Origin of the sequence: Pseudomonas sp. BW7P1 (assembly GCF_024981055.1) — a bacterium.
Lineage (GTDB): Bacteria > Pseudomonadota > Gammaproteobacteria > Pseudomonadales > Pseudomonadaceae > Aquipseudomonas > Aquipseudomonas bananamidigenes.
Map to the genome: position 1 here is coordinate 2,450,913 of NZ_CP103374.1, position 24,367 is coordinate 2,475,279.

Consider the following 24,367-nt stretch of genomic DNA (forward strand, 5'->3'; position numbering starts at 1 on the left):
ACAACATCGACCAGCAGAGCTGGCCGATGCTTGCAACAGTCAGCCGTAATTAAACGACTGGAGCACGCCAGTCATCGGAACCCGAAGTACCGGATACTTCGTGGGTCCAGGTGATTTTGCGGTAGGTGAACTGCACTTCTTCCAGGTGGGTGAAGTGAGCGTTCGATGGGTCCTGGCAGTTGTGCATCTTGTTGTTGATGGCGACGATGATCGCGTCTTCCAGTTTGGTGGTGTAGTAGTGCTCTTGAGTACCTTGAGCCGAAGTGCGGTACCACTGGATAACGATTTCGCTCATGCGCTCGCCGGAGGTCAGAGCCGCTTGCAGCAGAGGCGAAGACTTGTCGTAGACCTTGGTGATGATCACTGGCTTGTGAACGCGCTGACCGGTTGGCTGACCGGACTGTGGGTCACGCGGGATGATCACGTTGTGGTCGAACGCCTGAACCATGACCTGGTCTTCGTGACCTTCCTGGTAGGTGTTGCCAACGGAGTCGGCGGTGAACGCGCCGGCAGTGATCAGGCCTTGTTTTTCGCCGGTAACCGACATGTACGCTGGTGTTGCCATGGGAGGTGCTCCTTGCGGATAAAGTTAGGGTGCCCGGGAGGCGAAATCGCCCGGTGGGTGCCTGACTGTTATCAAGGAGCGTGCCAGGTTTTCTGAAGCCCCGTAAAACAAGGGGCGGGCGGGAGGTGTCAGCGGATTTCGATGAAAAGAACGCTGTTTCAGACAAAAAGTGCGCAAGAAGTTGCGCAGTGCTGCGCAACTTCTTGCGCACTTGGCTGGAAGCCTTGGTACGCAAGGCCTCCAGCAGTTCGAGAGGCCTTTTGTGGCGGGCGACTGCGCAACTTCTTGCGCAGTATGGCCAGGCGCCGTTTCGTCGCTTATCGAGTCAACGCAGCGAGGCATTCTTCGATCGAGCGTCGCTGGGTTTCGGCATACAGCCCCAGCTCATCGATGGTCGAGCGTCCCAGGGCCTGTTCGAAGGACTGCCGGTTGGAATGTTCGCCATAGTGCGCCTGCGCCGCGTCGCCCAGGTTTGACTGAAAAATCCCCGCTGCACTGACCGGCAGGAAATCTTCGTACACCAGCGGTTCGGCTTTCACATACCCGTCGCGCAGCAGTTCTTTAAGCGAGACCTGTGCAGGACGACCCGCCGCAAGCCCTTTGTCCGTCACGAAATAGCGAAAATACGCCAATTCCTCCTCGCGCATGCCATCGAGGCTGTCCGGGAATTCGCTGAAGTGCTGCGCCATCAGCGCGTTGTAGCGCGAGGCGTTGGCTTCGTTGGGAAAGTCGCCCAGCTCATCTCGTGCTGCATTCAGCAGGCGGTCGTACAACGCCCGACCCTTGGGTGTCAGCGCTGCGCCCCGTTGTTCGATTTCGCCGAAGCGGGCGCTGTGGCTGCCACGGGTCTGCGTCTGGTCGGTGAAAGCGATCGGCTCGTCCAGCGCCTTGAAACTGGTCTGGCGCAGGAGGATCGGATGTTGCCGACGAGGTGGCCCTTCAATGACCGCTTTCGGGGTGATGCCATGCAGCGGCATCTGCGCCTGAACAATGTCGATGTCCAGGGTGCGTGGGGTCAGGTGGTTGATGTGCGGGCCTTTGAACGCGACGACATCGGCGATCAGTCGATGCTGAGCACTGAGGGTCTGGTATTGCGCGGCGGTGACGGTCGCGCTGTGGTGCCAGCGAAAAGTCTCCAGCGCTTGCAGGACGAATTCCCCGGCTTCGGATTCATTCAGTCCGCCGACGGATTCGGCCCGTTCAATCAGGCGCAGCGCCTCTGACGTAAAGATCGAACGCTGATCCAGCACCGATCGGGCGAAGGCCCGCAGTTCGGGGTCTTCGATCAATTCCAGCCGCAGCAATGAGGTGAACACCCGGAACGGGCTGACCTGCAGCGCAGCTTCATGCACCGCACGGAATGCCGTGGAATGCACCGGCACTCCGGCAGGCGTCAGGTCGTAATAACCCACGGGCTGCATGCCCATCACGGCGAACAGGCGAGCGAGAGTGGCCAGCTCGGTGGCGGTGCCCACGCGGATTGCCCCGTGGCGCTCCATGTCCAGCCGTTCGATTTCGCCGGTGCTGTGCAATTGACTGGCGAGCTGCGGTTCGCGTGCAAGTACATCGCGGTTGGTCTGCTCCACCAGTTCCATCAGGGCGCCGTACAGAGGCACCTCTTCGCGATACATGTCGGACATCGCTTTGGAGAAGCGCTGGCGAATCAGGTCGGGGCTGACGAACGGCTGCACGGTCATGAAAAAAATTCCTGGCACGGTCACGTAAAGGATGGAGGAAAAGATCGCAGCCTTCGCTTGCGCGGGCAAACGAAGAATCCTACGGACTTCATTCTGCCAACGACTGATCGTTTACCTGTCCGTGCGCGAATGTTCTCCGAGGAACTCCCGATACAAACGCGCCGTGTTCGACGGCTGTTCGACCATCGGCATATGACCGACCCCGTCCCACACATCCACCCGCAGATTGGTGATGCCTTTGCTCCACACCGGCACGCTGCTGACATCGATCAACCGGTCCTTGCGGCCCCAGAGCAGCAGCGCCGGGCACTTGATGTCGGCCAGTCTGGGTTCCATCGGCGGACTGGCGCGGAAATCCCGGAAAATTTCTTCCAGTTCGTCCCGTTGTTGCTCGTAGCGCTGGGCAATGGCGTCCAGCACCAGGCCAGGCACCCATGGCGGTGAGGCCATGGTCATCGCATAGAAGTGTCGGAATTCTTCTCGTGAATTGATCAGGAACGGATTGTGCCCACGAGCCAGGTGACGCTCCATGTCGCTGGCCTCGGGCGCAGTGACGCCTGCCGGGTCGATCAGCGCCACCGAAGCGATACGGTCCGGGTAGGTCGCCGCCAGCCACGCGGCGATGTAACCGCCCATGGAGTTGCCGATCACGTGGACTTTCTCGACGCCGCAGACATCGAGCAACTGGATCATGCGCTTGGCCTGAAGCGGAATGTCGTAGCCGCCACCGGCCTTGAAGCCGGTTTCGCCGTGGCCGGCGATGTCCGGGATGATCACTCGGTACTGCCCGACAAAATGCCGGGCGAAGCGCAACCACAGGTTCTTTTCGGCGCTGAAGCCGTGCAGCATCAGAATGCTGCTGGACGCTTCATAGGGGCCGCCTTGCCAGGTCGAGACGGTCATTTCGGCGATCGGCACTTCGATTTTGTGCAAGCGATAGAGTCTGGCCTCCAGGGCCGTGCTCAGATCGTAGAGCCAGTGGCCGACCGCCGGGTAGCTCAACCAGCTCCAGGCCACGAAAACCGCGAGGGCGACAAACAGCAAGAGCATCGGAGGTCTTCCTTGTTCAAGACAGAATGTGGTCGGCCGGTTTCAGCCCACGGGTCAACCGGTAAAAGCTGAAACTGAAGCCGGGGAACATCGCGATCACATGACCGCTCCTGCTTTGATACCAACTGTGGCAGCCGCCGGTTTTCCAGACCGTGCGCTCCATCTCCCGGTGAATCATCTGAGTGTAGGTACGTTCTGCTTCGTGGCGAACTTCGATGCTGCGCAGTCCTTTGGCTTGAACGGTGCGGATGCAGTCGAGGATGTAGTTCATCTGCGATTCGATGATGAACAGTGCCGAGGTGTGACCGATGCCGGTGTTCGGCCCGGTGACGATGAACAGGTTGGGAAAGTCCGGCAGGCTGGTGCCGAGATAGGCGCGGGGATACTGCGCCCAGACGTCGCGCAGTTTGATGCCGTTTTTTCCGCTGACCGGGTAGGAAATCACGCCATCGGTGGCGTCATAACCGGTCGACCAGATGATCAGGTCGACATCGATGTGCAGGCCATCCGTGGTGGTGATGCCGGTTTCGTCGAGGGCGGCGATGGCCTGTTCGCGACTGTGCAGCGTGACATTGGCGCGGGTCAGCGCCGGGTAATAGGTGTTGGAGAGCAACACCCTTTTGCAGCCGATGGTGAAGTCCGGTGTGAGTTTTCGCTGCAGTTCGGGATCGGCAACCTGGCGTCTGAGAAATTTCAGCGCCTGGTTCTGCACCATGTGAATCGCCGGTTTCGAGTATTTGAAGGCGATGATCCGGGTTTCGAACTGCCAGTAGATCATCCAGCGCAACAGCTTCCAGGCTGGTTTCAATCCCAGCAGCCAGCGCTGGAAACGTCCGAACTTTCGGTCGGGGCGTGGCAGTACCCAGTGGGGTGTTCGCTGAAAGACGTGCAAATGCGCAACATCCGCTGCAATCGTCGGAATCACTTGCACCGCACTGGCGCCGCTGCCGACGATGGCCACCCGTTTACCGCGATAGTCGTAGCTGTGATCCCAATGGTTTGTATGAAAGGTCTTGCCCTGAAAGCGATCCTGACCGGGGAAGTGCGGGACGACCGGCTGGCTCAATGGTCCGGTGGCATTGATCAGGAACTGCGCGTAGTAGGTGCCCTTGGTGCCGGTGTGTACGGCCCAGCGCTTTGCGCCGTCGTCCCATTCGATTTGTTCGACATTGGCTTGCAGTTCCACCCGGTCGCGCAGACCGAAGCGCTCGATCACCTGTTCGGTGTAGCGATGCAGCTCGGCCTGTCCGGCGAACATCTGTGTCCACGGGAAGGGCGCGAACGACAGCGAATACAGGGGCGACGGCACGTCCACCGCCGCGCCGGGGTAAGTGTTCTGGCACCAGGTGCCGCCGAAAAAGTCCCGCCGTTCCAGCAGGCGAAAATCGTCGATGCCGGCCTTGAGCAGGTTGACCGCCGCACACTGGCCACCAAAGCCGCTGCCGATGATCAACACTTGATAGCGCTGCATGGGGTTCCTTCTTGAAGTCTTTTTTCCGTTTTCTTCCTTTCATGTATAGCCAACCATTTGCCTGACGTGTGCTGGAAGTGGCGCGGATCCGGCTTCGCTCTGGACAGGATGGGGGTCGCATCCGGTATGGAGCCCCGGGGCGATGTCAGGTACGGTTCAGTACCCGACACGAAACAAGGATTGATTCATGACGTTCAATTTCCCTCGTTCTCTGCTGGCCGCCGGCCTCGGCCTGACCCTCTCTTTGGCAGCCGCCGGGGCTTTCGCCGAACCGCACAAGCAGGTGCTCGCCGACGCCGAACAGTACAAGCCGCAAGCCCTGAAGCTGCTGGAGCGGCTGGTCAACATCGATTCCGGTTCCGGCGATGAAAACGGCCTCAGGCAAGTCAGCGAAATCGCGATCGACGAGCTGAAAAAGCTTGGAGCCAGCATCGAGCTCGTGCCCAACACGCCGGAAAAGACCCACCACGTACTCGCCACGTTCAAAGGCACCGGCAAGGCAAAAATCCTGCTGATGGCGCACATGGACACCGTGTTCAAGGAAGGCTCCGCCGCCGAGCGACCGTTTCACATCAAGGACGGCCGCGCCTACGGGCCAGGGGTGATGGACGACAAGGGCGGCATCGTCGCCGGCATCTATGCGCTGAAAATCCTCAAGAACCTCGACTTCAAGGACTACGCGCAAATCACGTTCCTGCTCGACGCCAGCGAGGAAACCGGTTCGGACGTCGCCACCGACCTGATCAAGAAAACCGCCAAACTGCACGACGTGACGCTCAACCTTGAGCCGGGTCGCCCGGCGGATGGCCTGGTGGTGTGGCGCAAGGGTAGCGCCACCGCGCTGGTCGAAGTGAAGGGCAAGGCAGCTCACGCCGGTGTCGCGCCGGAACTGGGGCGCAACGCGGCGATGGAGGCGGCGCACCAGATCCTGCAACTGGGCAAGCTCGGCGACGAAGCGAAGAAAACCACCATCAACTTCACCGTGCTCAAGGCGGGTGACCGCACCAATGTGATCCCGGATCAGGCCACCGCGAAAGCAGACGTGCGGGCAGCGGTGCCGGAAGAGTTCGACCGGATCGAGAAGGATCTGGCGCGGGTGTCGCAGGACAAGTTGATCCCCGAGACTGAAGTGAAGACCACACTGCAACGCGGCCTGCCGCCGATGCCGCAGACGGCGGAGTCGGATCGTTTGATGGCGATGGCCCAAGGGATTTACGGCGAGATTGGTCGCAAGTTGACTGAAGAAGGCAGCGGTGGGGCGGCGGATGCGAGTTTATCGGCCGGGGTGGGAACGCCGACGCTGGACGGTTTCGGGATTGTCGGCGGCAACATTCATACGCCAGAGGAATACGCCGAAGTGGAGAGTGTGGCGCCGCGGATTTATCTGTTGGCGCGGATGATGATGGAGTTGGCGAAACAGTAACGGCAGCCAGCGGTTTCGCGGCGGGCGCCATGCGAGTGGACTCGTGATGGCGTCGGGCCGCTCTGCCTCTTTGTAACGTGGTGCGGGGTTACTCTTTGACGCTCATGTATTCCTTGGCCCAGAGGATGTATTCCTCAGGCTGGGTGTAGGTGTGGGTCAATTCGGTGGCGCTCAGGTCCGAGGCCTGGGTGAAGATCTGCCGTTGTTCGCGCAGGCTGTCGTAGGTGGCCTTGATCGCCGCGAAGTAAGCACCGTGGCCGTCGATGGTCACGCGCACGCCCAGTTCGGCCAGGCGCTTGTCGTCGCGCAGCGCCGGGTTGCCGTAAGTCACCAGCATCAGCGGGACGGTCAGGTGTTCGGCGATCTGCTCGAGCTGGTCGAAATCCTGGACGCCGACCATGCAGATGCCATCGGCGCCGGCAGCCTGATACTGGCGGGTGCGGCTGATGATTTCCTGGTTGGGCAGGATGCCGGCGTTGGTCCGGGCGATGATCGCCATTTCCGAATCGACCCGTGCTTCCAGTGCGGCGCGGATCTTGCCGACGCCTTCGGCGACGGTGATCAGGTCGGTGGATTTACGGCCGAACTGGGCCGGCAGCAAGGTGTCTTCGATGGTCAGGGCGGCGACGCCGGCGCGCTCCAGTTCGACGATGGTGCGCATCACATTGAGCGCGTTGCCGTAGCCGTGGTCGGCGTCGGCGATCACCGGCAATTGGGCGACGCGGCCGATGCGGGTGGCCTGTTCGGCGAATTCGCTGAGGGTGATCAGGGCAAAGTCCGGAGCGCCCAGCACCTGCAACGAGGCGACCGAGCCGCCGAGAATCCCGACTTCAAAACCCAGGTCAGCGGCGATGCGGGCGGACATCGGATCGAACACCGAGGCGGTGTGATAGCAGGTGTCGGAGGCCAGCAGCTGACGGAAGTTACGGCGCAAATCTTGATGAGAAAGCCTGGTCATACGAGTTCCACCAATACAAAGGAATGGAAAGGCTTGAGCAAAGGTGTCAACGCCGAAGGTGAAAAGGCTATCACGCCAATGGGTCAAGGATCATGACGAATTAACGAGGAAGTTAACCAGGAAAAACCTGTTCAGGCTTGTTTGCCGCAGGCTGGGGCGCTCAGGCCGCCACCGCCTGCTGCTGTTGATTGGGCAACGGCACCGCCCGCACCGAGTTGCCCGGCTGCAATTGCAGGCGCTTGGCGGTGAGGCGGTCGACCACCAGAGTGCCGCCGACCCGACGCCCCGGCGCCACGGTGATGCGGCAGTTTTCCAGACGCCGGTTGTGGATCAGCCACAGCGGCGCCTGGTCGTCCGGCGTGCCGATGCTCAGGCTCAGTTCCAGGCTGTCGCGCACGGTGCGGATGCTGTGGATCGGCGCCTCGATGACCGGGCCGCCGTCGAAGATATCGATATAACCCTTATGCGCAAAACCTTCGGCCTGGAGAATCTTCAGCGCCGGTTCGGTGTTGGGGTGGGCCTGACCGATCACCGCCTGGGCCTGTTCGGTGAGCAGACAGGTGTACAGCGGCTGGCGCGGCATCAGTTCGGCGATGAACGACTTGTTGCCCAATCCGGACAAATGGTCGGCGTGGCTGAAGTCCATCTGGAAGAAGTGCCGGCCCAGGCTGTCCCAGAATGGCGAGCAGCCTTGCTCGTCGGCACTCCCGCGCAGTTCGGCAATCATCTTCTCGCCGAACAGATGCGGGAATTCGGCGACGAACAGTAAACGCCCCAACGACAGCAGACGGCCGTTGCTGCCGTGGCGCTGGTCGTGGCGCAGAAACAGCGAACACAGTTCCGATTGGCCGGTCAGTTCATTGTTGAGGAACAGCGTCGGAATCTGTCGCTGAATGCCAAGGTCCGGTGCCGAGCTGACAGTCAGTCCGACCCGGTAGTTGTACCAGGGCTCGCGCAGGCCCACGGCGCCGGTCAGGGCACTGACCCCGACCACCCGGTGCTCATCGTCTTCAAGCACGAACAGGTAATCGGCATCGGCGCGCTCGACCTGCTCGGCGAAGGCGCGTTGGGCCCAGCGTACCCGATGAGACAGGCGATCTTCATTGGCCGGCAGGGTGGTGAACCCGGGCCCGGCCTGCTGCACCAGCGTCATCAGGGCGGGCAGGTCGCTGACTTGGACCGGACGGACAATCATGCTGCAACTCCTTTTGCGCGCCTGCTCGGGCACTGTCGTGAAATACCGGCGCGGTTCACAGGGCGACCACCCGAACATTGCCGCCATGGCTGACCTTCAGCGCGGCACACATCGCCGGCGTCAGCGCCAAGGGCTGGTCGGGCTGGTAATCCAGCTCGGCGACCGTTGCTCTGTATCCATGCAGCGCATCGTTACTCACCAGATAACGACCACGTGCGTCGATCCGGGGTTCCTCCCGGACCGTGGCGACCCGACTGCCGGCAATCGAGCGGATATTGCCGGTGCGTGCGTACAGGGTCGGACCGGCATCGAACAGGTCGATGTAGCTGTTGGTTTCAAAACCTTCCCGTTCGAGGATATCGAAGGCTTCCTGGCCGTCGGGGTGTACCCGGCCGATGCACGCCTGCGCCGCTGGTGGCAGCATCGGCACGTAGATCGGGTATTGCGGCATCAGTTCGGCGAGAAACGTACGGCTCTGCAAGCCGCACAGACGTTCGGCCTCGACGTAGGGCAGGTCGAAAAAGTGTTTGCCCAGCGCATCCCAGAACGGCGACTGCCCCTGTTCGTCGCTGTAACCGACGATCTCGGTGATCACCGCTTCGGCGAAACGTGGCGCATGGGCGGCGATGAACATCAGGCGCGCCCGCGACAGCAGTTCCGAGTACGGCGTGCGCACCAGCGCTGCGTCGATGTGAAAACCGCGCAGCAGCGTGTGGCCGCTCAGGTCGTGGCACAGCGACAGTGCCGGCACGCCGTGTTCGATGTGCAGTTCCCGCGAAGCACTGGTGAAGTGGCGATTGCGCAGGCTGTAGAACGGTTCGTTGAAGCCGGCAGTGGCGAGGATCTCCGAGCAGCCCACCAGACGCTGGTGTTCCTGGTCTTCCAGTACAAAAAAATAATTCTCCGGGCCCTGGGCCGAGGCGTTGCTCTCGAACGACGCGCAGGACGCGGCGATTTTCCCGCCCAGGTGTTCGCGGTCGTCCGGCAGGGACGTGACACCCACCAGGCTGTCCCGGGCCAGTTGTTGCAATTGAGGCAGGTCGGTAGGCTCGACTGGGCGTAAGACCAGCATGGATGCACTCCTGTATCAAAAGGTTCGGCACGTTCGCCGAACCTGACTATCACTGTCGGTTTCCACGCGTTAAAGCGGCGGTCGCCTGAATTCTTGTCAGACGCCGCCCTTTTTCTTGTCAGCCATTGCTCGGGTCGGGCAGCGCGGCACTGGCGCCGAGCCTGTTCAGGAAGAACAGGTACACCAGACCCAGGACGATCCAGATCAGGCCGAGTTTCTGCGCATCGACACCCATGTTGTACATGATGGCCGCGACGATGCCGAAGCCGATCACCGGGCAGATCAGGTGACGGATCACCTGGCCGGACTTCTGCCGGCGCCAGTAGTAATTGATCACGGTCAGGTGCAGCAGCATGAAGCCGCTCAGGGCGCCGAAGTTGACCAGCGAAGTCAGCGTGTCCACCGAGTTGATGAACAGGTAGCAGATCACCAGCGACAGCACGGCCACCAGATAGATGCTCAAGTACGGCGTGTTGTGTTTTGGATGTACCCGGGCCAGCACTTTCGGCAGCTTGCCGTCACGGGCCATGCCGAACAGCAGACGCGAGACGGCGGCTTGCGAAGTGATCGCCACCGCGACGCCCCAGGCCAGGGCCGTGGCGACGCCGGTCAGGGTCGCCAGCCAGCTGCCGGCGGCGATTTCGGCGATTTCATAGAACGCGGTGTCGGCGGACTTGAAGCCCATGCCCGCTGCCAGATCGGTGGCGATCCAGGTTTGCACGACGAAAATCGCGCCCATCACCATCAGAGTGATCAGCGCCGCTTTGCCGACACTGCGGCCCGGATCGCCCTTGATCTCTTCGGCCAGTGTGGAGATCGCATCGAAACCGAGGAACGACAGCACCGCAATCGACACCGCTTGCATCAGCAGGGCGAAGTTGAAGGTTTGCGGGTGATACAGCGGCGCCAGGGTCAGCTGGCCGTTGCCGCCACCGTTGTGCAGAGCGTTCCAGGCGTAGAACAGGAAAATCCCCAGTACAACCAGCTGTGCCAGCAGGAACAGGATGTTCATGCGCGCGGTGAAGGTGATGCCGCGCAGGTTGACGAAGGTCGCGCTGACCAGGAACGCGAGAATGAAGCCGACTTTCGGGATGTCCGGATACAAATGGTTGAGCGCCATCGCTGCGTAAACGTAAAGCAGTGGCGGAATCAGCAGGTAGTCGAGCAGCATCAGCCAGCCGGCGATGAAGCCGACGTGCTGGTTCAGGCCGCGTTGCGCGTAGGAATAGACCGAACCGGCAATCGGAAAGGCCCGGGCCATGCTGCCATAGCTCAGCGCGGTGAAGATCATCGCCACCATGCCGATGATGTACGCCAGCGGCACCATTCCCGGTGCCTCGGCGTTGACGTAGCCATACACGCCGAACGGGGCGATGGGGATCATGAAGATCATCCCGTACACCACCAGGTCGGTCAGCGTCAGGCTACGTTTCAACTCCTGTTTGTAGCCGAACTCTTCTATTTCCATGAAGCGCAACTCCTTGTCAGCCAATCGTTCGTTTTAGTTGTTATGTCGGTCCGTCGTTTACAGCGTCAGCAGTTTTTACAGCCATGTTCAAAGCAGTGGAGCCAGATAATTTGCCCAGCGGGAAACCGCGTCCGGGCTGCGCAGCAGGTCGTTGCGCACCTCGATCAGTACCGAGTCGAGGCCCCGGGCATCGCCGTGCACCGGCACGGTCATGTCGCCCAGCGGGTCGATCCTGTAAGGCTGGTTGCCGGCGACTTTCAGCGGATGCTGACCGAGCCCGTCGAGCAGACGCCGGGCGTAGGCCTTTGCCTGGCCGAACAGCACACCGGCTTCCAGTTCACGCGGCTGGCCGTAGTAAACCGGGGTGAAACTGTGAATCCCGACCACCCGCACCGATCGACCCTGGGCCAGACGTTCGTCGATCAACTGTTGCAGCCGTGTATGGAATGGCTTGAACAGGCTCTGACGTCGGTATTCGCGGGTGGCTTCGTCGAGCTCGCGATTGCCGGGCACCTGATAGATCTCGCTCTGCGCCGGAATGCTGTCCGGGGCATGGCGGGGCCGGTTGAGATCGATCAGCAACCGGGAATAGTTGGCGCTCAGCAGCGTGGCGCCAATCTCTTCCGACAGTCGCTCGGCCAGCTCCAGCGCTCCGATGTCCCAGGCGATGTGTTCACGCGCCGCCGCGTCATCCAGGCCCAGGTTGTTCAGGGCGTCGGGGATGTAGCGGCTGGCGTGCTCGCACACCAGAATCAGTGGGTGCGTCGAATCTTCGCGGATCAGGTTGTAGACCGGTCGGGTGTACAACCCAAGCTCGGTGGATTCAGTACAGGCGTGCATAGTGCTCACACAGGTCAGCGGGCGAGAGCTGTTCCGTCAGCGCCAGTTCCTCGGTTTTAAGGGCGAAATAGGTGTCGAGCAACGGTGCCGGCAGCGCTGCCGTCAGCGCTTGGCTGTGACGCAGGCAATCCAGCGCCTGAGCCAGTGAGGCGGGCAGGGCAACGATGCCCCGGGCCGCCCGTTGTTCCTGGTTGAGTGAATCGGGGATTTCATCGGTGATCGCGTTCAGCGCCAGACGCTGTTCGATGCCCAGACGTCCGGCGATCAGCAACGCGGCCATCGCCAGGTGCGGCGAGGCGGTGGCGTCCATGGCGCGGAACTCCAGGTTGTATTGCCTGGCGACGGGTTTGTTGCCCAGGCTCACGGTCGGGCAGATGCGCAGCGCCGCTTCGCGGTTCTGCTGGCCCAGGCAGGCGTAGGACGCGCTCCAGTGATGCGGCTGCAAGCGCTCGTAGGATACCGGCGTCGGTGCAGTGAACGCACACAGCGCCGGCAAATAATGCAGCACGCCAGCCGCCCAGTGCTGACCCAGGGTCGACAGGCCATTGCTGGTGCCGGCGTCATAGAGCATCGGCTGGCCCGCGAGGTCCAGCAGGCTGACGTGCAGGTGTACACCGTTGCACACCGCATCGGCGGCGGTCTTGGGCGCGAAGCTCAGGTCCAGGCCCATTTGCCGGGCGATCTCGCGAGTGATCTCGCGCACGTTCACTGCACGATCCGCCGCCGCCACGCCGAGGGTCGGGCGGCAGGTGATTTCGTATTGATGCTTGCCGTATTCGGGCAGGAACATTTCCGGCTCGACACCGCCGGCGCGCAGGGCGCTGAGCAGCCAGCCGCCGAACTCCGCGCCCTGGCGCTGGGACTCCAGCGAAAAGGCCAGGTGTTCGGCGAAGCCGGCGTGCAGGTTGAATTCGTGTTCGAACGCGGCGTTGACCTGCAAGCCGAGCTGATCGCGATAACGCTCGACTTCATCGCTCAGCAGCGTGCGCGGGCAGGCGCCCCACGGGCGTCCGTCGGTCTCGCGGATGTCGCCGTGGATGAAATCCAGCGCCGGGGCGGCGGCGTCCGGGCCGTTGCCGACGGTGACGCGGCTGGCAAGGTCGGGAATCAGCCGCAGATCGCCGTAAGCGCCCCATGGGTTGGTCGAGGCAATGATGTCCTGCGGGGTCAGCGCGCTGTTGGCCGGCACCCAGCCACAACCGGCCGCCTGATAGTGTTCCAGTTCATCGCTGGGAAACGAGCGGCCACGGGTGATGCCGATCAGGTCGGTGGTAACGATGGTGGTCATCGGCAGTGGCGACAGGCGCTCGCTCATGGCGTCATCTCCCGCAGACGACCGAGTACGGTGTCGGTGTCGGTGATCCAGCAGTAGCCCTTGATCGCGTTCAGGCAGGCGTCATGGCGTGCTTCGGTGTAGGTCGCGCAGGCGTCCGCCACCAGCGTCACCAGATAGCCCCGGTCGGCGGCGTCGCGCACGGCCATGTCCACGCACTGGTCGGTGACGATGCCGGCGATGATCAGATGACGGGTTTGCAGATTGCGCAGCACGTAGTCGATGTTGGTCGAGTTGAAGACCCCGGAAGAGGTCTTGGGCAGCACGATTTCATTTTCTGTCGGGGTCAGTTCAGCGATGACCTGTGCCTGCGGGCTGCCCTTGGGCAGGTGCATGTCCGACAGTTTGTGATCCAGCGAGCGGTCACGACCATCGGCGGTCAGGCTTTCGATCAGGGTGTGCAGCACGTTCTGCCGTGCATTGCGGAAGGCGTTGAGCAGGCGCACCTGATTGGGCACCACCAGCGAGCGTGTGCGATGGAGGAAGTAAGCGGCGTCCGGGCCTTCGAGGTGCGGGTCGAACTGCGGCTCGAGCCAGGCACGCTGCATGTCCACCAGCAACAGCGCGGTGTGATCGGTGACAAACGGCAGGTCCCGTGGCGAGCGATGGGGAAGGCTGAACATCCTTATTTATCCTCCAGCAAATGGGTGTCGAAGTCGTTGCGCAAGGCATCGATGCCTTCCAGGCGGTCGGCCAGGTCCGGGCTGCGCAGGGTCAGGCAGGCGATCAGCGCTTCGACCTGGGCCAGCGCCGGGACCATGGTGTCGAACGGCGACGCCGATTCCACCGGGGCGCTGATGATCATGTCGGCCAGTTCCCGCAGTGGCGAGGCGTAGATGTCGGTGAACAACACGACCCGCGCATTGTTGTGCTTCGCCGCCGTGGCCACGCGCAGGGCCTGGGTCTGGTAGCGGCGATAGTCGAACACCAGCACCACGTCCTGACGTTGCAGATCGAACAGGCGATCGGGCAGTTGCGCGTTGTCTTCCAGGGCAAAACAACCGGGGCGCAGCAGTCGCAGGTGATTGAGCAGGTAGGTGGCCATCAGGCTGCTGAAGCGCCCGCCGAAGCAGTAGACCTGATGACGGGTGTCCAGCAGCCATTGCGACAGGATCCGCACGTCTTCGGGTTGAGTCAGAGCCTGGGTTTCCGCCAGCAGGCTGTGGCTGTGGGCCAGATAGTGGCTCCAGGCATCGTCCTGTTTCAGGTTCGAACGGGGCTGCAGCAGCGTGCGTGGCGAACGCAGGCGATGGTCCATGTCGCTGAGCAGGGCGTCCTGAAATTCGGCGTAACCGCCAAAACCGAGTTTTTTGACCAGACGCACGATGGTCGGATCGCTGACACCGGCGTGCTCTGCCAGACGCGCCATCGGGCCAAGCCCGTTGCGCGGGTACTGATCGAGCAAGGCCCGGACGACTTTGCGCTCTGACGGCGTAAGGTCCAGGCCGGGATCGGTAATCAGGTCTCTGAGAGGGGGCATCCGGGCTCCTGCTGGATGGGGGGTGTTGAATTCGCTTCACAATCCGTTAAAACAGTATTTATGTAACTGACGTTACATGTCTAGTGAATTTTCCGCGACGTCATTGAAGCCCCAAAATGGGGCGAAATGCCCGTGTAGCAAGGGCTACATGGATATCCATGGGTCTTGTAGTCCATTGCCCATTGTTGTGTCAGAAATTACCGCTTTGTTGTGAGGGAGTGATTTCGGGGCTGTCACGAAGGAGCCCGGTTTACGGCACAATTACGACTCTGTCGGCACTTTGCCGGATGTTTTTTACTTTCTGACCGAGTGACTCAGCGTGCAAGCCACCCGTTTGACCTTGATTTGCCACGCCAGAACCGTCTCACAAAAATTGGCGCGCTTTCCTACAGATGAGCCCGTTGAAAAAAGGGTCGTTGCATCTGACTCCCTGGCCACCCGGTTCGAGTTACCGCGTCGTTTGATCTGCGGTCCGGAACTGCGCACACGCCAGACCGCCGCATGGTTCGGTGCAGACGCGCAGGTTGATGAAGCCTTGCGCGATTGCGACTGGGGCCGTTGGCAGGGGCAGTCGATCAAGGACCTGCAGCGAGATGAACCGCAAGCCCTGCAAGCCTGGCTCGAAGACCCCGGCGTTGCGCCGCCCGGCGGTGAGTCGGTAGTCCAGCTCTGTGAGCGGGTGGCCATGTGGCTGGCGACCCTGCAAATCACGCCGGGCCATGTGGTGGCCGTGACCCATCCGTTCGTTATCCGGGCAGCGCTGATGCAGGTCCTGCAGGGCGAGGCGTTCAACCGGATCGATGTCGAGCCGCTGGCGGCCGTCGAGTTGCGTTTCTTCGGGCGCTGGCGACTACGCTTGCAGGGCATCGACCTTGAAGGAGACGGCTCATGAAGCGATTGCTGGTGATCGGCATAGGCGCCGGCAACCCTGACTACATCACGATGCAGGCCGTGAACGCGTTGAATCAGGTGGACGTGTTTTTCCTCATGGACAAGGGCCGGAGCAAGGACAAGTTAATCGACCTGCGTCGCGAAATCTGCGAGCGCTACATCACCGATCGTACCTACCGCTTCGCCGAAGCCCGCAGTCCGGAGCGGGAGCGCGGGGACGTGGATTACGGGGGCAGCGTTGATGATTTGAACCGGGCCAGGCAGCAAACCTTCGAACACCTGATCAATGACGAATTGTCTGACGGTCAGTGCGGCGGTTTTCTGGTGTGGGGCGATCCGGCGCTGTACGACAGCACGATTCGTATCCTGCAGGCGATTCTGGCCTCGGGGCGATGTGCGTTCGAGTTCGACGTGATCCCCGGTATCACCAGCGTTCAGGCCCTGGCGGCGCAACACAAGGTGCCGTTGAACAGCATCGGCCGCTCGATTGAAATCACCACCGGTCGACGTCTCGCGGCGGGGCAGGTGAGCGATACCGACAGCCTGGTGGTGATGCTCGACGCCGAAGATTCCTACCATCGGGTGGCTGATCAGGAGACAGAGATCTACTGGGGGGCCTACCTCGGCACGCCGGATGAAATCCTCATCAGCGGCAAGCTCAAGGATGTCGCCGATGACATCGAGCGGGTGCGCAAGGCGGCGCGGGCCGAGCATGGCTGGATCATGGACACGTATCTGCTGCGCAAGCCTTGACCTCTCGACCAAAGCGCTCGCGATACACCGAGGGCGGCACGCCGACCACGCTGCGAAACGCCACGCGAAAGCTCTCCACCGAACGATAGCCACAGCGCTGGGCGATCTGTTCGGTGTTCTGCGGTGTGCTTTCCAGCAACTCCCGGGCCCGGGCCAGGCGTTCGTGTTGCAGCCAGGCTTTGGGCGACTGACCGCTGGCCTGGGTGAACTTGCGCAGGAAGGTGCGTTCGCTCATCGCCGCTTCGCTAGCCAGATCGCGCACTTCCAGTGGTTCGTGCAGGCGCTCGCGGGCCCACTGCATTACACGCGACAGATCGCTGCGCGGTGTCGGGCTGACCGGTGTCGGAATGAACTGCGCCTGACCGCCAGTGCGTTGCGGCGACATCACCAGCCGACGCGCCACTGAATTGGCGACCTGAGTACCGAAGTCCCGCGCCACCAGGTGCAGGCAGGCGTCGATCCCGGCAGCGCTGCCCGCCGAGGTGATCAACTGGCCGGAATCGACATAAAGCACATCCGGATCGACATCGATGGCCGGGAAGCGCTCGGCCAGCTCCGCGGTGTAGCGCCAATGGGTGGTGGCACCGTGTCCGTCGAGAAGTCCGCTGGCCGCCAGCACAAAGACGCCGGAGCAGATCGACAGCAGCCGGGCACCGCGCGAGTGCGCATCACGCAATGCTTCGAGCAATGCTTCCGGGACCGGCGCGTTGCGGTCACGCCAGCCGGGAATGATGATGGTGCGCGCCTGGGCCAACAGCTCCAGACCGCCATCGGCCAAAACCTGAATCCCGCCCATGGCGCGCATCGGGCCCTGATCGACGGCGGCGATGCAGTGCGTGTACCACGGGAATTCGAATTCCGGTCGGGCCAGGCCGAAGATCTCCACGGCGATGCCGAACTCGAACGTACAGAGGCCGTCGTAGGCCAGGATCGCGACCAATCCAGGTGAATCAGGCATTTGGCGGAAAATTCCCGGTGAGTGTCTTGTGCGCCACTGTAGCGGCAAGCGACGGCTCGATAAAGTCTGTTCATCCCTTCACAGACGTAGGAGCAACACAACATGCCCAGCCTGGTTCGCCAAATTCCTGCAGCCCCTTCGGCCATTGCCCTGATGCACTTCAGCAACCGTCTGACCTTTGAAACCGACTGCTCCGACGTCTTCAGCAGCCAGGAGGCCGGCGAGGTCGACTTTGTGCTGGTGGATGTGCGCGGGCCGCTGGCCTTTGAGCGCGGTCATGTGCCGGGGGCGATCAATATTCCGGGGCGCCTGATGACGGCCGAAGCGCTGGCGGACTACCCGGGCTCCACGCTGTTCGTGGTCTACTGCGCCGGGCCACACTGCAATGGTGCCAACAAGGCTGCGGTGAAACTGGCGGCGCTGGGTTACCCGGTCAAGGAAATGATCGGCGGGGTGACCGGCTGGCTCGATGAGGGCTTCGAATTGAGTATCCCGGCACCCCGCAGCGTGACGCCTGCGATTGCCTGCGATTGCTGATACCCGTTGAGTTGCCGCTCTCGGCGGCAACTTTTAATGGCTTTGTCCTACAGCCCTTGCACCGCTCTGGCGCACACTTTTCCAGCGCGACGACACTCGCCGATTTTCTATAAGTATTTGTCGCTTAAACACAATTTGCCCCGTGCGCGGCGCCATAGACTGCCGGCCACTTCGGTTTCTTTGCGCTCACCAGCCCGAGACCGGAACTGACAATCGAAAGCTGCCAATAAAAGCCTCCGCACACGGGAGTAATAAATGAAAAAGCTGGTTATGTTCGGTGCCCTGGCACTGTCGATGTTGTCCCTGACGGCCGTGGCCGAAGACGCCAAACCGATCCGTATCGGTATCGAAGCCGGTTACCCGCCATTCTCGATGAAAACCCCTGACGGCAAACTGGCCGGTTTCGACGTGGACATCGGCGACGCGCTGTGTGAGCAGATGAAAGTCAAATGCACCTGGGTCGAGCAAGAGTTCGACGGTCTGATCCCGGCGCTGAAAGTGAAGAAGATCGACGCGATCCTGTCCTCGATGACCATCACTGACGATCGCAAGAAAAACGTCGATTTCACCATCAAGTACTACCACACCCCGGCGCGCTTCGTGATGAAGCAAGGCTCCGGCGTGAAAGACCCGCTGGTCGAGCTCAAGGGCAAGAAAGTCGGTGTGCTGCGCGCCAGTACCCACGACCGCTACGCCACCGAAGTGCTGGTACCGGCCGGGATCGAGCTGGTGCGTTACGGCTCGCAGCAGGAAGCCAACCTGGACATGGTGTCCGGTCGTATCGACGCGATGCTGGCCGACTCGGTCAACCTGAGCGACGGCTTCCTGAAAACCGACGCCGGCAAAGGCTTCGAATTCGTCGGCCCGACCTACGAAGACGCCAAATACTTCGGCGGCGGCGCCGGTATTGCCGTGCGTAAAGGCGATACCGAGCTGGCGGAGAAATTCAACACCGCCATCAATGAAATCCGCGCCAACGGCAAGTACAAGCAAGTGCAGGACAAGTACTTCGACTTTGACGTGTACGGCCATTAATTAGCCTTGGAAAAAGTGGCCCCGTTGATGCGGTGGCCACTTTTTTTTCGCCTGTGATTTATCCTGTCAGCACATTTTCAATGCAGTCACTGTGCAGCAGCGACTGCAGAATTTCCGGAGTTCCCCATGCAACGCATCGATCATGTTCTGCCCTGGAGCCACCTGGGCAGCGAGCGCGCGCTCAGCGTCTTTCGTTACGGCACCGGCCCGCGCAAGGTCTACATTCAGGCCAGCCTGCACGCCGATGAGTTGCCGGGCATGCGCACCGCGTGGGAACTGAAGCAGCGCCTGAGCGAACTGGAACAGCAAGGCCGGTTGCAAGGCGTGATCGAACTGGTGCCGGTGGCCAATCCCATCGGCCTCGATCAGCACCTGCAAGGCAGTCACATGGGCCGTTTCGAACTGGCGAGCGGCAAGAACTTCAACCGCTCCTTCGTCGAACTCAGCGCCCCGGTGGCCGCGCGCGTCGGCGATCAGTTGGGTAACGATGCCGAGGCCAACATCGCCCTTATCCGCCAGACCATGGGCCAAGTGCTCGACGACCTGCCGGCCCCGACCTCGCAACTGGAAGCGCTGCATCGTCTGTTGCTGCGCCATGCCTGCGACGCCGACATCACGCTGGACCTGCACTGCGATTTCGAGGCGGCGATTCACCTTTACGCGCTGCCGCAACACTGGCCGCAATGGCAATCCCTGGCCGCTCGCCTGAAAGCCGGCGTGGCGCTGTTGTGTGAAGACTCAGGCGGCAGTTCGTTCGACGAGTCGTGCTCCACGCCCTGGTTGCGTCTGGCAAGGCTGTTTCCGAACGCTGCGATTCCACCCGCCAACCTCGCCACCACGCTGGAACTGGGTAGCATGGGCGATACCCGGGTCGAACAGGCACAGGCCAATTGCGAAGCGATCCTGGGCTTCCTCGCCGAACAGGGGTTCATCAGCGGCGAATGGCCGCAAGCGCCGCAAACGTGCTGCGAAGCCATGCCGTTCGAAGGCACCGAATACCTGTTCGCCCCGCACCATGGCGTGGTGAGCTTTCTGCGCGACGCCGGTGAATGGGTCGAGCGCGGTGATCCCCTGTTTGAAGTGGTCGATCCGTTGAAGGATCGCATCACCACCGTGCGCGCCGGCACCAGCGGCGTGCTCTTCGCCATCGACCGTGGGCGCTACACCCAGCCGGGCACCTGGCAGGCGAAAGTGGCGGGGCGCGAGCCGATTCGGGCGGGCAAGTTGATCAACGACTGACCCCTTCGGCCGAACCACAGTGTTAGGCTCTGCCCCGAACCCTGCACTGTGTGAAGGAAGGCTTATGTTGAAAGTGTTTGCGTTGCTGACGCTGCTCGCGTCTACCGCCGTTCAGGCTCAGACCTCGCTGCAGAACGATCTGCCACTCAACTACCTGGCCCAGGTTCACCCGGACGCCGAACAGCGTCCGTTGGTGATTTTCCTGCATGGCTATGGCAGTAACGAAGCCGACCTGATCGGCATGAAATTTCAGCTGCCCGTGCAATACAACTACCTGTCGGTTCAGGCACCCATGGCGTTGGGCGAAGGACGATTCCAGTGGTTTCGCAAGAAGGGCGAAGGCGCTTACAACGGCGAGACCGATGATCTGAAGGCTGCCAGCCAGAAGCTGCGAGCCTTTGTCACCGCCGCCGCGCAGAAATATCACGCCCGACCGGACAAGGTGTACCTGATCGGTTTCAGCCAGGGCGCCATGATGACCTACGAAGTGGGGTTGCGGCAGCCGGCAGCGGTGGGTGGCATTGCGGCATTGAGCGGGCGGGTGTTACCGGTGCTCAGGAATGAGTTGGAGTCAGCGCAGCAGCATCCGCCGCTGGCGATCTTCATCGGCCATGGCACGGCGGATGACCGGGTGCCTTACAGTGGCGCCACGTCGGCCAAAACGCTGCTGGAGAAGCTGGATTACACACCGGAATTTCATGCCTATCCCGGGGTCGGCCACAGCATCAGTGCGGCCGAGCTTCGGGATTTGAACGGCTGGTTGCAGCGACTCAATCCGTGATGATCACTTTTCGCTGAGGATGGCTTTCACCAGCGCGTCGTGACCGCTCTTGTCGCTGGCCCGGGAAATCACCTGAACCAGCGCCATGCGGGTGCCGGAGCCGGCCATCAACGTGGTGTTGAGCGTCTGGCCACCGCCCTGGGTTGCGGTGCTGTCCACCTGACGCAGTCCCAGGCCATTGCTTTTGCGGGTCAGGCTCTTCTCGCTGAGCTTGTTGAAGTCCGGCAGTGCCTTGCGCTGGCCTTCGATGAAGTCGGAGACGGTGCCGTCGAGAAATGCACTGTCGTTGTCCTTGACGTTGTTGCCTTCGGGAATCTGGTTCTCGGCGGTGATGACCACGGTTTTGGTGGTCTGGTTGGTGTACATCGTGCCCTTGGCACCGGTCGGGCCGGCCGGCAGCGGGTCACCGACGAAGCCCTTGGGCAGGACAAAACTGAACTTGCCGTCGAGCATCGAGACTTTCTCGGTGACAGCCTTCTCTTTGGCCTTGGCCGCCTGGGCACTGACGGCGCCGAAACCGGCCACCGCCGCCAGCAGCAGGACGACGGCTTTCTTGCTAAGCAATGACATTCGAATCTCCGAGGGATGGTCGCGCTTGGGCGGCGATCATCCCACGGAGCATACCCGGCACTCCAGAGCGGTTTGTCCGGGCGGATTCAATGGGCCGACGGTGTCGGTGCCGGTCTGGCCAGCAACTGCCGGGTGACCCCGAGCATCGCCACCGAAACGGCCACCGCCACGACGAAGCCGCCATAAGCCAGACTTGGCAGCGTCAGGGCCAACACCAGGCAAAACGCCGAAAACGAATACATCCCCGTGGCCGTCGCCCGTAACAGCGCGGCGGTGAATGCCGGCCCGCGCGTCTGCTGGGAAAACACCGCCATCACGCTGCCCAGCACCGGGAACACCGCGAGCAATCCGCTCCAGCGCTCGCCGACCGTGCTGGCCAGCATCGTCACTACCAGCGTCAACGCCGCCCCGGCAATCATCCGCCAGACCAGTTTGTCCGACTTCGGCGCCGGGCCGCTGGTGACCGGTTGCACCTTGGGAAACAGATAGGGCGCTGCAAGGAGGGCGGTCGCAGCGGCGACGACGGAGAAGGGCAGCGACGCCGGAATCAGCGACAGGATCAGCGCCAACACGGCCCAGACCGAAAGAGAAACCACCAGCGCCAACGGCCAGTTCGCCCGCTGCGCCACCTGCGCATAAGTGACGCAAAACGCGATCATCGCAAACATGGCCGACAGCGCCGCGACCGCCGATTGCGCGGCAAACGCCGGTCCTTGCTCGATGGCGAGGAACAACAGAATCGGCCCGACCACCACCGGCAACCCCGAAAGCCACCCGGCCACACTGGGTCCCCAACGTTTGCCCGCCAGGGAAATCAGCAAAAGAAAACCGGGGATCAGCAGCAGTTTGAGGATCAGCACGCGGGTGACTCCGTGGATAAGAGACGGCCACGGTAGCATTGCCGGTGATGGATTGCTGTAAATGCATGCAATAAATGTATACAAAGTGCCTAGAAGGATCGCCGACTATGCTCTGGTCATCAGGGTTTACCGGAGTCGATGCCGCGATGGGCAGAACACCGAAGGTGCTGCGTGGATGCTGCGGAGTCGGCTTGTGGGCGTTGTTGCTGACACCGACCTGGGCCAGTTGGCAGGACGCTGTGCCCGGCGCGCAGATCATCGGCACCGGTGACTTCAGCGTGTTCGGTTTTGACATTTATAACGCCCGGTTGTGGAGTGCCGCACGACCATTGGCCGATGGTCAGCCTTTCGCCCTGGAATTGATCTACCGGCGCAACGTGTCCCGCGATGATCTGGTCAAGGCCAGCGTCGAGGAAATCAAACGCCTGGCCGGTTCGTCCATCAGCCCGGCGCAACTGGCCGTGTGGCAAGCGCAGATGCAGCAATCGTTCGTCGACGTCCAGGCCGGCACGCGGATTACCGGGGTGTATCTGCCGGGGCAGGGCGCACGGTTCTTTGTCGGCCAACAGTTGCAACATGAGATCGACGATCCTCTGTTCGCCCAGGCGTTTTTCAATATCTGGCTGGATCCACGCACGCGCAGTCCCGAATTGCGCCGACAATTGCTCGGCACTGCCAGCCCCTGAGCGCAGCACATCGGCGCTTGGGTGCGCCGACTGAAACGTCTAAGCTGCGCCTTTCTACTTGTTTCTGGATGTGTGCGTGAAATTCAGCCTGCCCAAAATCGCCACTGCGCCGTTCTGCCCGCCGGAAGTGGCCGGCAGCGTCTCGGTTGATCCGAATGCCTCGTTTTTCAAACGCGTTCTGCGTTTTGCCGGCCCTGGTCTGTTGGTGTCCATCGGCTACATGGACCCGGGCAACTGGGCGACGGCCATCGAGGCTGGTTCGCACTTTGGTTACAGCCTGTTGTTCGTGGTGCTGCTGGCGAGCCTGGCGGGAATGGCCGTGCAATGCCTGTGTTCGCGGCTGGGCATCGCTACCGGGCGCGACCTGGCGCAACTGTCCCGCGAACGCTACAGCACCCCGACGGCGCGGCTGCAATGGGTGCTGGCGGAAATCTCGATCATTGCCACCGACCTTGCAGAAGTGCTTGGCTGCGCGCTGGCGTTTCACCTGTTGCTCGGTTGTTCTCTGAGCTTCGGCATTGCCCTGACTGCATTCGATACCTTGCTGGTGCTGGCCCTGCAAAACCGCGGTTTCCGGCGGCTGGAAGCAATCATGCTGGTGTTGGTGGGCACCATCGGCGCGTGCTTCTTCGTTGAACTGCTGCTGATCAAACCGTACTGGCCGGACGTCGCCCAAGGCTTCAAGCCGTCACTGTCGGCCATCAGCGATGCGGCGCCGCTGTACCTGGCCATCGGCATCCTCGGCGCCACCGTCATGCCGCATAACTTGTACCTGCACACGTCGATCGTACAGACGCGGCTGATCGGCCAGGATCTGGCCAGCAAGCAGGACGCGGTAAAACTGGCGCGCATCGACACCATCGGCTCGCTGGCACTGGCATTGCTGGTCAACGCGGCGATCCTGATTCTTGCCGCCGCCGCGTTCAATCAGACCGGCCATTCCGACGTGGTGGACATTCAGGACGCCTACCACTTGCTCGATCCGCTGGTGGGCGGCGCGCTGGCCAGCGTGCTGTTCGGCGTGGCGCTGCTGGCGTCGGGGCAGAGTTCGACCTTCACCGGCACCATCGCCGGCCAGGTGATCATGGAAGGCTATCTGAACCTGCGCATTCCCTGCTGGCAGCGACGCCTGATCACCCGGGGGCTGGCGCTGATCCCGGCGTTCATCGGCGTGTGGCTGATGGGCGAAGGTGCGGTGGGCAAATTACTGGTGCTGAGCCAGGTGGTGTTGAGCCTGCAATTGCCGTTTGCGCTGTATCCGCTGATTCGCATGACCAACGACAAACAGCTGATGGGGCCGTTTGTGAATCGATTGCCGACAAGGATTCTGGCGTGGGGCCTGTTTGCAGTGATCAGCGGCGCCAATGCCTGGTTGATTCTGCAACTGGCGGCGTGATTTTCCACACGACGGGCAAAAAAACACCCGGTGCGACGTGAGTCGTACCGGGCTTGTTGCCAACGGGCAATGGATGTCGTGGATCCGCCGCCCGCTGTTGAACGCTTTT

The 24,367-nt window shown here is 61.8% G+C and carries 24 protein-coding genes; 9 read left to right on the forward strand and 15 right to left on the reverse strand.

Annotated elements, in window-relative coordinates; all coding sequences use genetic code 11:
* Nucleotides 1-49 precede the first annotated feature (49 nt).
* The 4 genes from NWV16_RS11035 to NWV16_RS11050 all read right to left on the reverse strand — a co-directional run bounded on the left by NWV16_RS11035 (nt 50) and on the right by NWV16_RS11050 (nt 4,783).
* Entirely contained in the window at nt 50-565 is a 516-nt protein-coding gene (locus NWV16_RS11035; RefSeq protein WP_260523032.1) for an Hcp family type VI secretion system effector, read from the reverse strand.
* Nucleotides 566-882: 317 nt separating this feature from the next.
* On the reverse strand, nt 883-2,262 hold the full coding sequence (locus NWV16_RS11040) for a VOC family protein (protein WP_260523033.1): 1,380 nt from the start codon (nt 2,260-2,262) through the stop codon (nt 883-885).
* Between the two features lie 111 nt (nt 2,263-2,373).
* Nucleotides 2,374-3,312, reverse strand: a complete 939-nt coding sequence (locus NWV16_RS11045) for an alpha/beta fold hydrolase (protein ID WP_260523034.1) — start codon at nt 3,310-3,312, stop codon at nt 2,374-2,376.
* A 16-nt stretch (nt 3,313-3,328) separates the two neighbouring features.
* Nucleotides 3,329-4,783 carry a flavin-containing monooxygenase gene (locus NWV16_RS11050; RefSeq protein ID WP_260523035.1) on the reverse strand — a complete coding sequence of 485 codons (1,455 nt, stop codon included), beginning with the start codon at nt 4,781-4,783 and terminating at the stop codon, nt 3,329-3,331.
* 187 nt (nt 4,784-4,970) lie between these two features.
* Here NWV16_RS11050 and NWV16_RS11055 point away from each other — a divergent pair, with 187 nt between their 5' ends.
* A complete protein-coding gene (locus tag NWV16_RS11055) occupies nt 4,971-6,206 on the forward strand; it encodes a M20/M25/M40 family metallo-hydrolase (protein WP_260523036.1) in 1,236 nt (411 codons plus the stop codon).
* Between the two features lie 88 nt (nt 6,207-6,294).
* On the opposite strand, the gene NWV16_RS11060 is transcribed toward NWV16_RS11055, so the two are convergent.
* From NWV16_RS11060 to NWV16_RS11095, 8 genes are all read right to left on the reverse strand, one after another.
* Nucleotides 6,295-7,164 (reverse strand): oxaloacetate decarboxylase, encoded by an 870-nt coding sequence (locus NWV16_RS11060; protein WP_221733829.1) that lies wholly within the window; start codon nt 7,162-7,164, stop codon nt 6,295-6,297.
* Nucleotides 7,165-7,324: 160 nt separating this feature from the next.
* Nucleotides 7,325-8,359 (reverse strand): arginine N-succinyltransferase, encoded by a 1,035-nt coding sequence (gene astA / locus NWV16_RS11065; RefSeq protein WP_260523037.1) that lies wholly within the window; start codon nt 8,357-8,359, stop codon nt 7,325-7,327.
* Between the two features lie 55 nt (nt 8,360-8,414).
* The gene (locus NWV16_RS11070) at nt 8,415-9,431 is read right to left on the reverse strand and encodes an arginine N-succinyltransferase (protein WP_260523038.1); all 1,017 of its coding nucleotides are present in this window, start codon (nt 9,429-9,431) and stop codon (nt 8,415-8,417) included.
* A 118-nt stretch (nt 9,432-9,549) separates the two neighbouring features.
* Nucleotides 9,550-10,899, reverse strand: coding sequence for an APC family permease (locus NWV16_RS11075; protein ID WP_260523039.1), 1,350 nt, complete (start codon nt 10,897-10,899; stop codon nt 9,550-9,552).
* A gap of 87 nt (nt 10,900-10,986) precedes the next feature.
* Nucleotides 10,987-11,739: an N-formylglutamate amidohydrolase gene (locus NWV16_RS11080; RefSeq protein ID WP_260523040.1), complete on the reverse strand. Its 753-nt coding sequence runs from the start codon at nt 11,737-11,739 to the stop codon at nt 10,987-10,989.
* Nucleotides 11,723-13,054 carry a glutamine synthetase gene (locus NWV16_RS11085; RefSeq protein WP_260523041.1) on the reverse strand — a complete coding sequence of 444 codons (1,332 nt, stop codon included), beginning with the start codon at nt 13,052-13,054 and terminating at the stop codon, nt 11,723-11,725. The genes NWV16_RS11080 and NWV16_RS11085 overlap by 17 nt, the downstream gene beginning before the upstream one ends.
* Complete coding sequence (locus NWV16_RS11090) at nt 13,051-13,695, reverse strand: isochorismatase family cysteine hydrolase (protein WP_260523042.1); 645 nt, start codon at nt 13,693-13,695, stop codon at nt 13,051-13,053. Before NWV16_RS11090 ends, NWV16_RS11085 begins: the two co-directional genes overlap by 4 nt.
* A 2-nt stretch (nt 13,696-13,697) precedes the next feature.
* Nucleotides 13,698-14,552 carry a MurR/RpiR family transcriptional regulator gene (locus NWV16_RS11095; RefSeq protein WP_260523043.1) on the reverse strand — a complete coding sequence of 285 codons (855 nt, stop codon included), beginning with the start codon at nt 14,550-14,552 and terminating at the stop codon, nt 13,698-13,700.
* 319 nt (nt 14,553-14,871) lie between these two features.
* Between NWV16_RS11095 and NWV16_RS11100 the strand changes: the two genes are divergently transcribed.
* Together NWV16_RS11100 and cobF are read left to right on the forward strand one after the other, a co-directional pair.
* The gene (locus NWV16_RS11100; protein WP_260523044.1) at nt 14,872-15,444 is read left to right on the forward strand and encodes a histidine phosphatase family protein; all 573 of its coding nucleotides are present in this window, start codon (nt 14,872-14,874) and stop codon (nt 15,442-15,444) included.
* On the forward strand, nt 15,441-16,196 hold the full coding sequence (gene cobF, locus NWV16_RS11105) for a precorrin-6A synthase (deacetylating) (RefSeq protein WP_260523045.1): 756 nt from the start codon (nt 15,441-15,443) through the stop codon (nt 16,194-16,196). Before NWV16_RS11100 ends, cobF begins: the two co-directional genes overlap by 4 nt.
* Here cobF and ftrA read toward each other — a convergent pair.
* Entirely contained in the window at nt 16,165-17,154 is a 990-nt protein-coding gene (gene ftrA / locus NWV16_RS11110; protein ID WP_260523046.1) for a transcriptional regulator FtrA, read from the reverse strand. The genes cobF and ftrA overlap by 32 nt on opposite strands.
* Before the next feature lie 102 nt (nt 17,155-17,256).
* On the opposite strand from ftrA, the gene NWV16_RS11115 reads away from it, so the two are divergent.
* From NWV16_RS11115 to NWV16_RS11130, 4 genes are all read left to right on the forward strand, one after another.
* A complete protein-coding gene (locus NWV16_RS11115; protein WP_260523047.1) occupies nt 17,257-17,691 on the forward strand; it encodes a rhodanese-like domain-containing protein in 435 nt (144 codons plus the stop codon).
* 255 nt (nt 17,692-17,946) lie between these two features.
* Nucleotides 17,947-18,726, forward strand: coding sequence for an ABC transporter substrate-binding protein (locus NWV16_RS11120; RefSeq protein WP_065260389.1), 780 nt, complete (start codon nt 17,947-17,949; stop codon nt 18,724-18,726).
* A gap of 126 nt (nt 18,727-18,852) precedes the next feature.
* Nucleotides 18,853-19,965 (forward strand): succinylglutamate desuccinylase/aspartoacylase family protein, encoded by a 1,113-nt coding sequence (locus NWV16_RS11125; protein ID WP_260523048.1) that lies wholly within the window; start codon nt 18,853-18,855, stop codon nt 19,963-19,965.
* A gap of 64 nt (nt 19,966-20,029) precedes the next feature.
* Nucleotides 20,030-20,746 (forward strand): alpha/beta hydrolase, encoded by a 717-nt coding sequence (locus NWV16_RS11130; RefSeq protein ID WP_260523049.1) that lies wholly within the window; start codon nt 20,030-20,032, stop codon nt 20,744-20,746.
* Nucleotides 20,747-20,749: 3 nt separating this feature from the next.
* Here the strand turns inward: NWV16_RS11130 and NWV16_RS11135 are convergent, their stop codons facing one another.
* Entirely contained in the window at nt 20,750-21,316 is a 567-nt protein-coding gene (locus NWV16_RS11135; protein WP_260523050.1) for a hypothetical protein, read from the reverse strand.
* 86 nt (nt 21,317-21,402) lie between these two features.
* Entirely contained in the window at nt 21,403-22,176 is a 774-nt protein-coding gene (locus NWV16_RS11140) for a hypothetical protein (protein WP_260523051.1), read from the reverse strand.
* Between the two features lie 146 nt (nt 22,177-22,322).
* Between NWV16_RS11140 and NWV16_RS11145 the strand changes: the two genes are divergently transcribed.
* Nucleotides 22,323-22,862 carry a chalcone isomerase family protein gene (locus NWV16_RS11145; protein ID WP_260523507.1) on the forward strand — a complete coding sequence of 180 codons (540 nt, stop codon included), beginning with the start codon at nt 22,323-22,325 and terminating at the stop codon, nt 22,860-22,862.
* Nucleotides 22,863-22,989: 127 nt separating this feature from the next.
* Nucleotides 22,990-24,258, forward strand: coding sequence for an Nramp family divalent metal transporter (locus NWV16_RS11150; protein ID WP_409519381.1), 1,269 nt, complete (start codon nt 22,990-22,992; stop codon nt 24,256-24,258).
* Nucleotides 24,259-24,367: the final 109 nt, after the last annotated feature.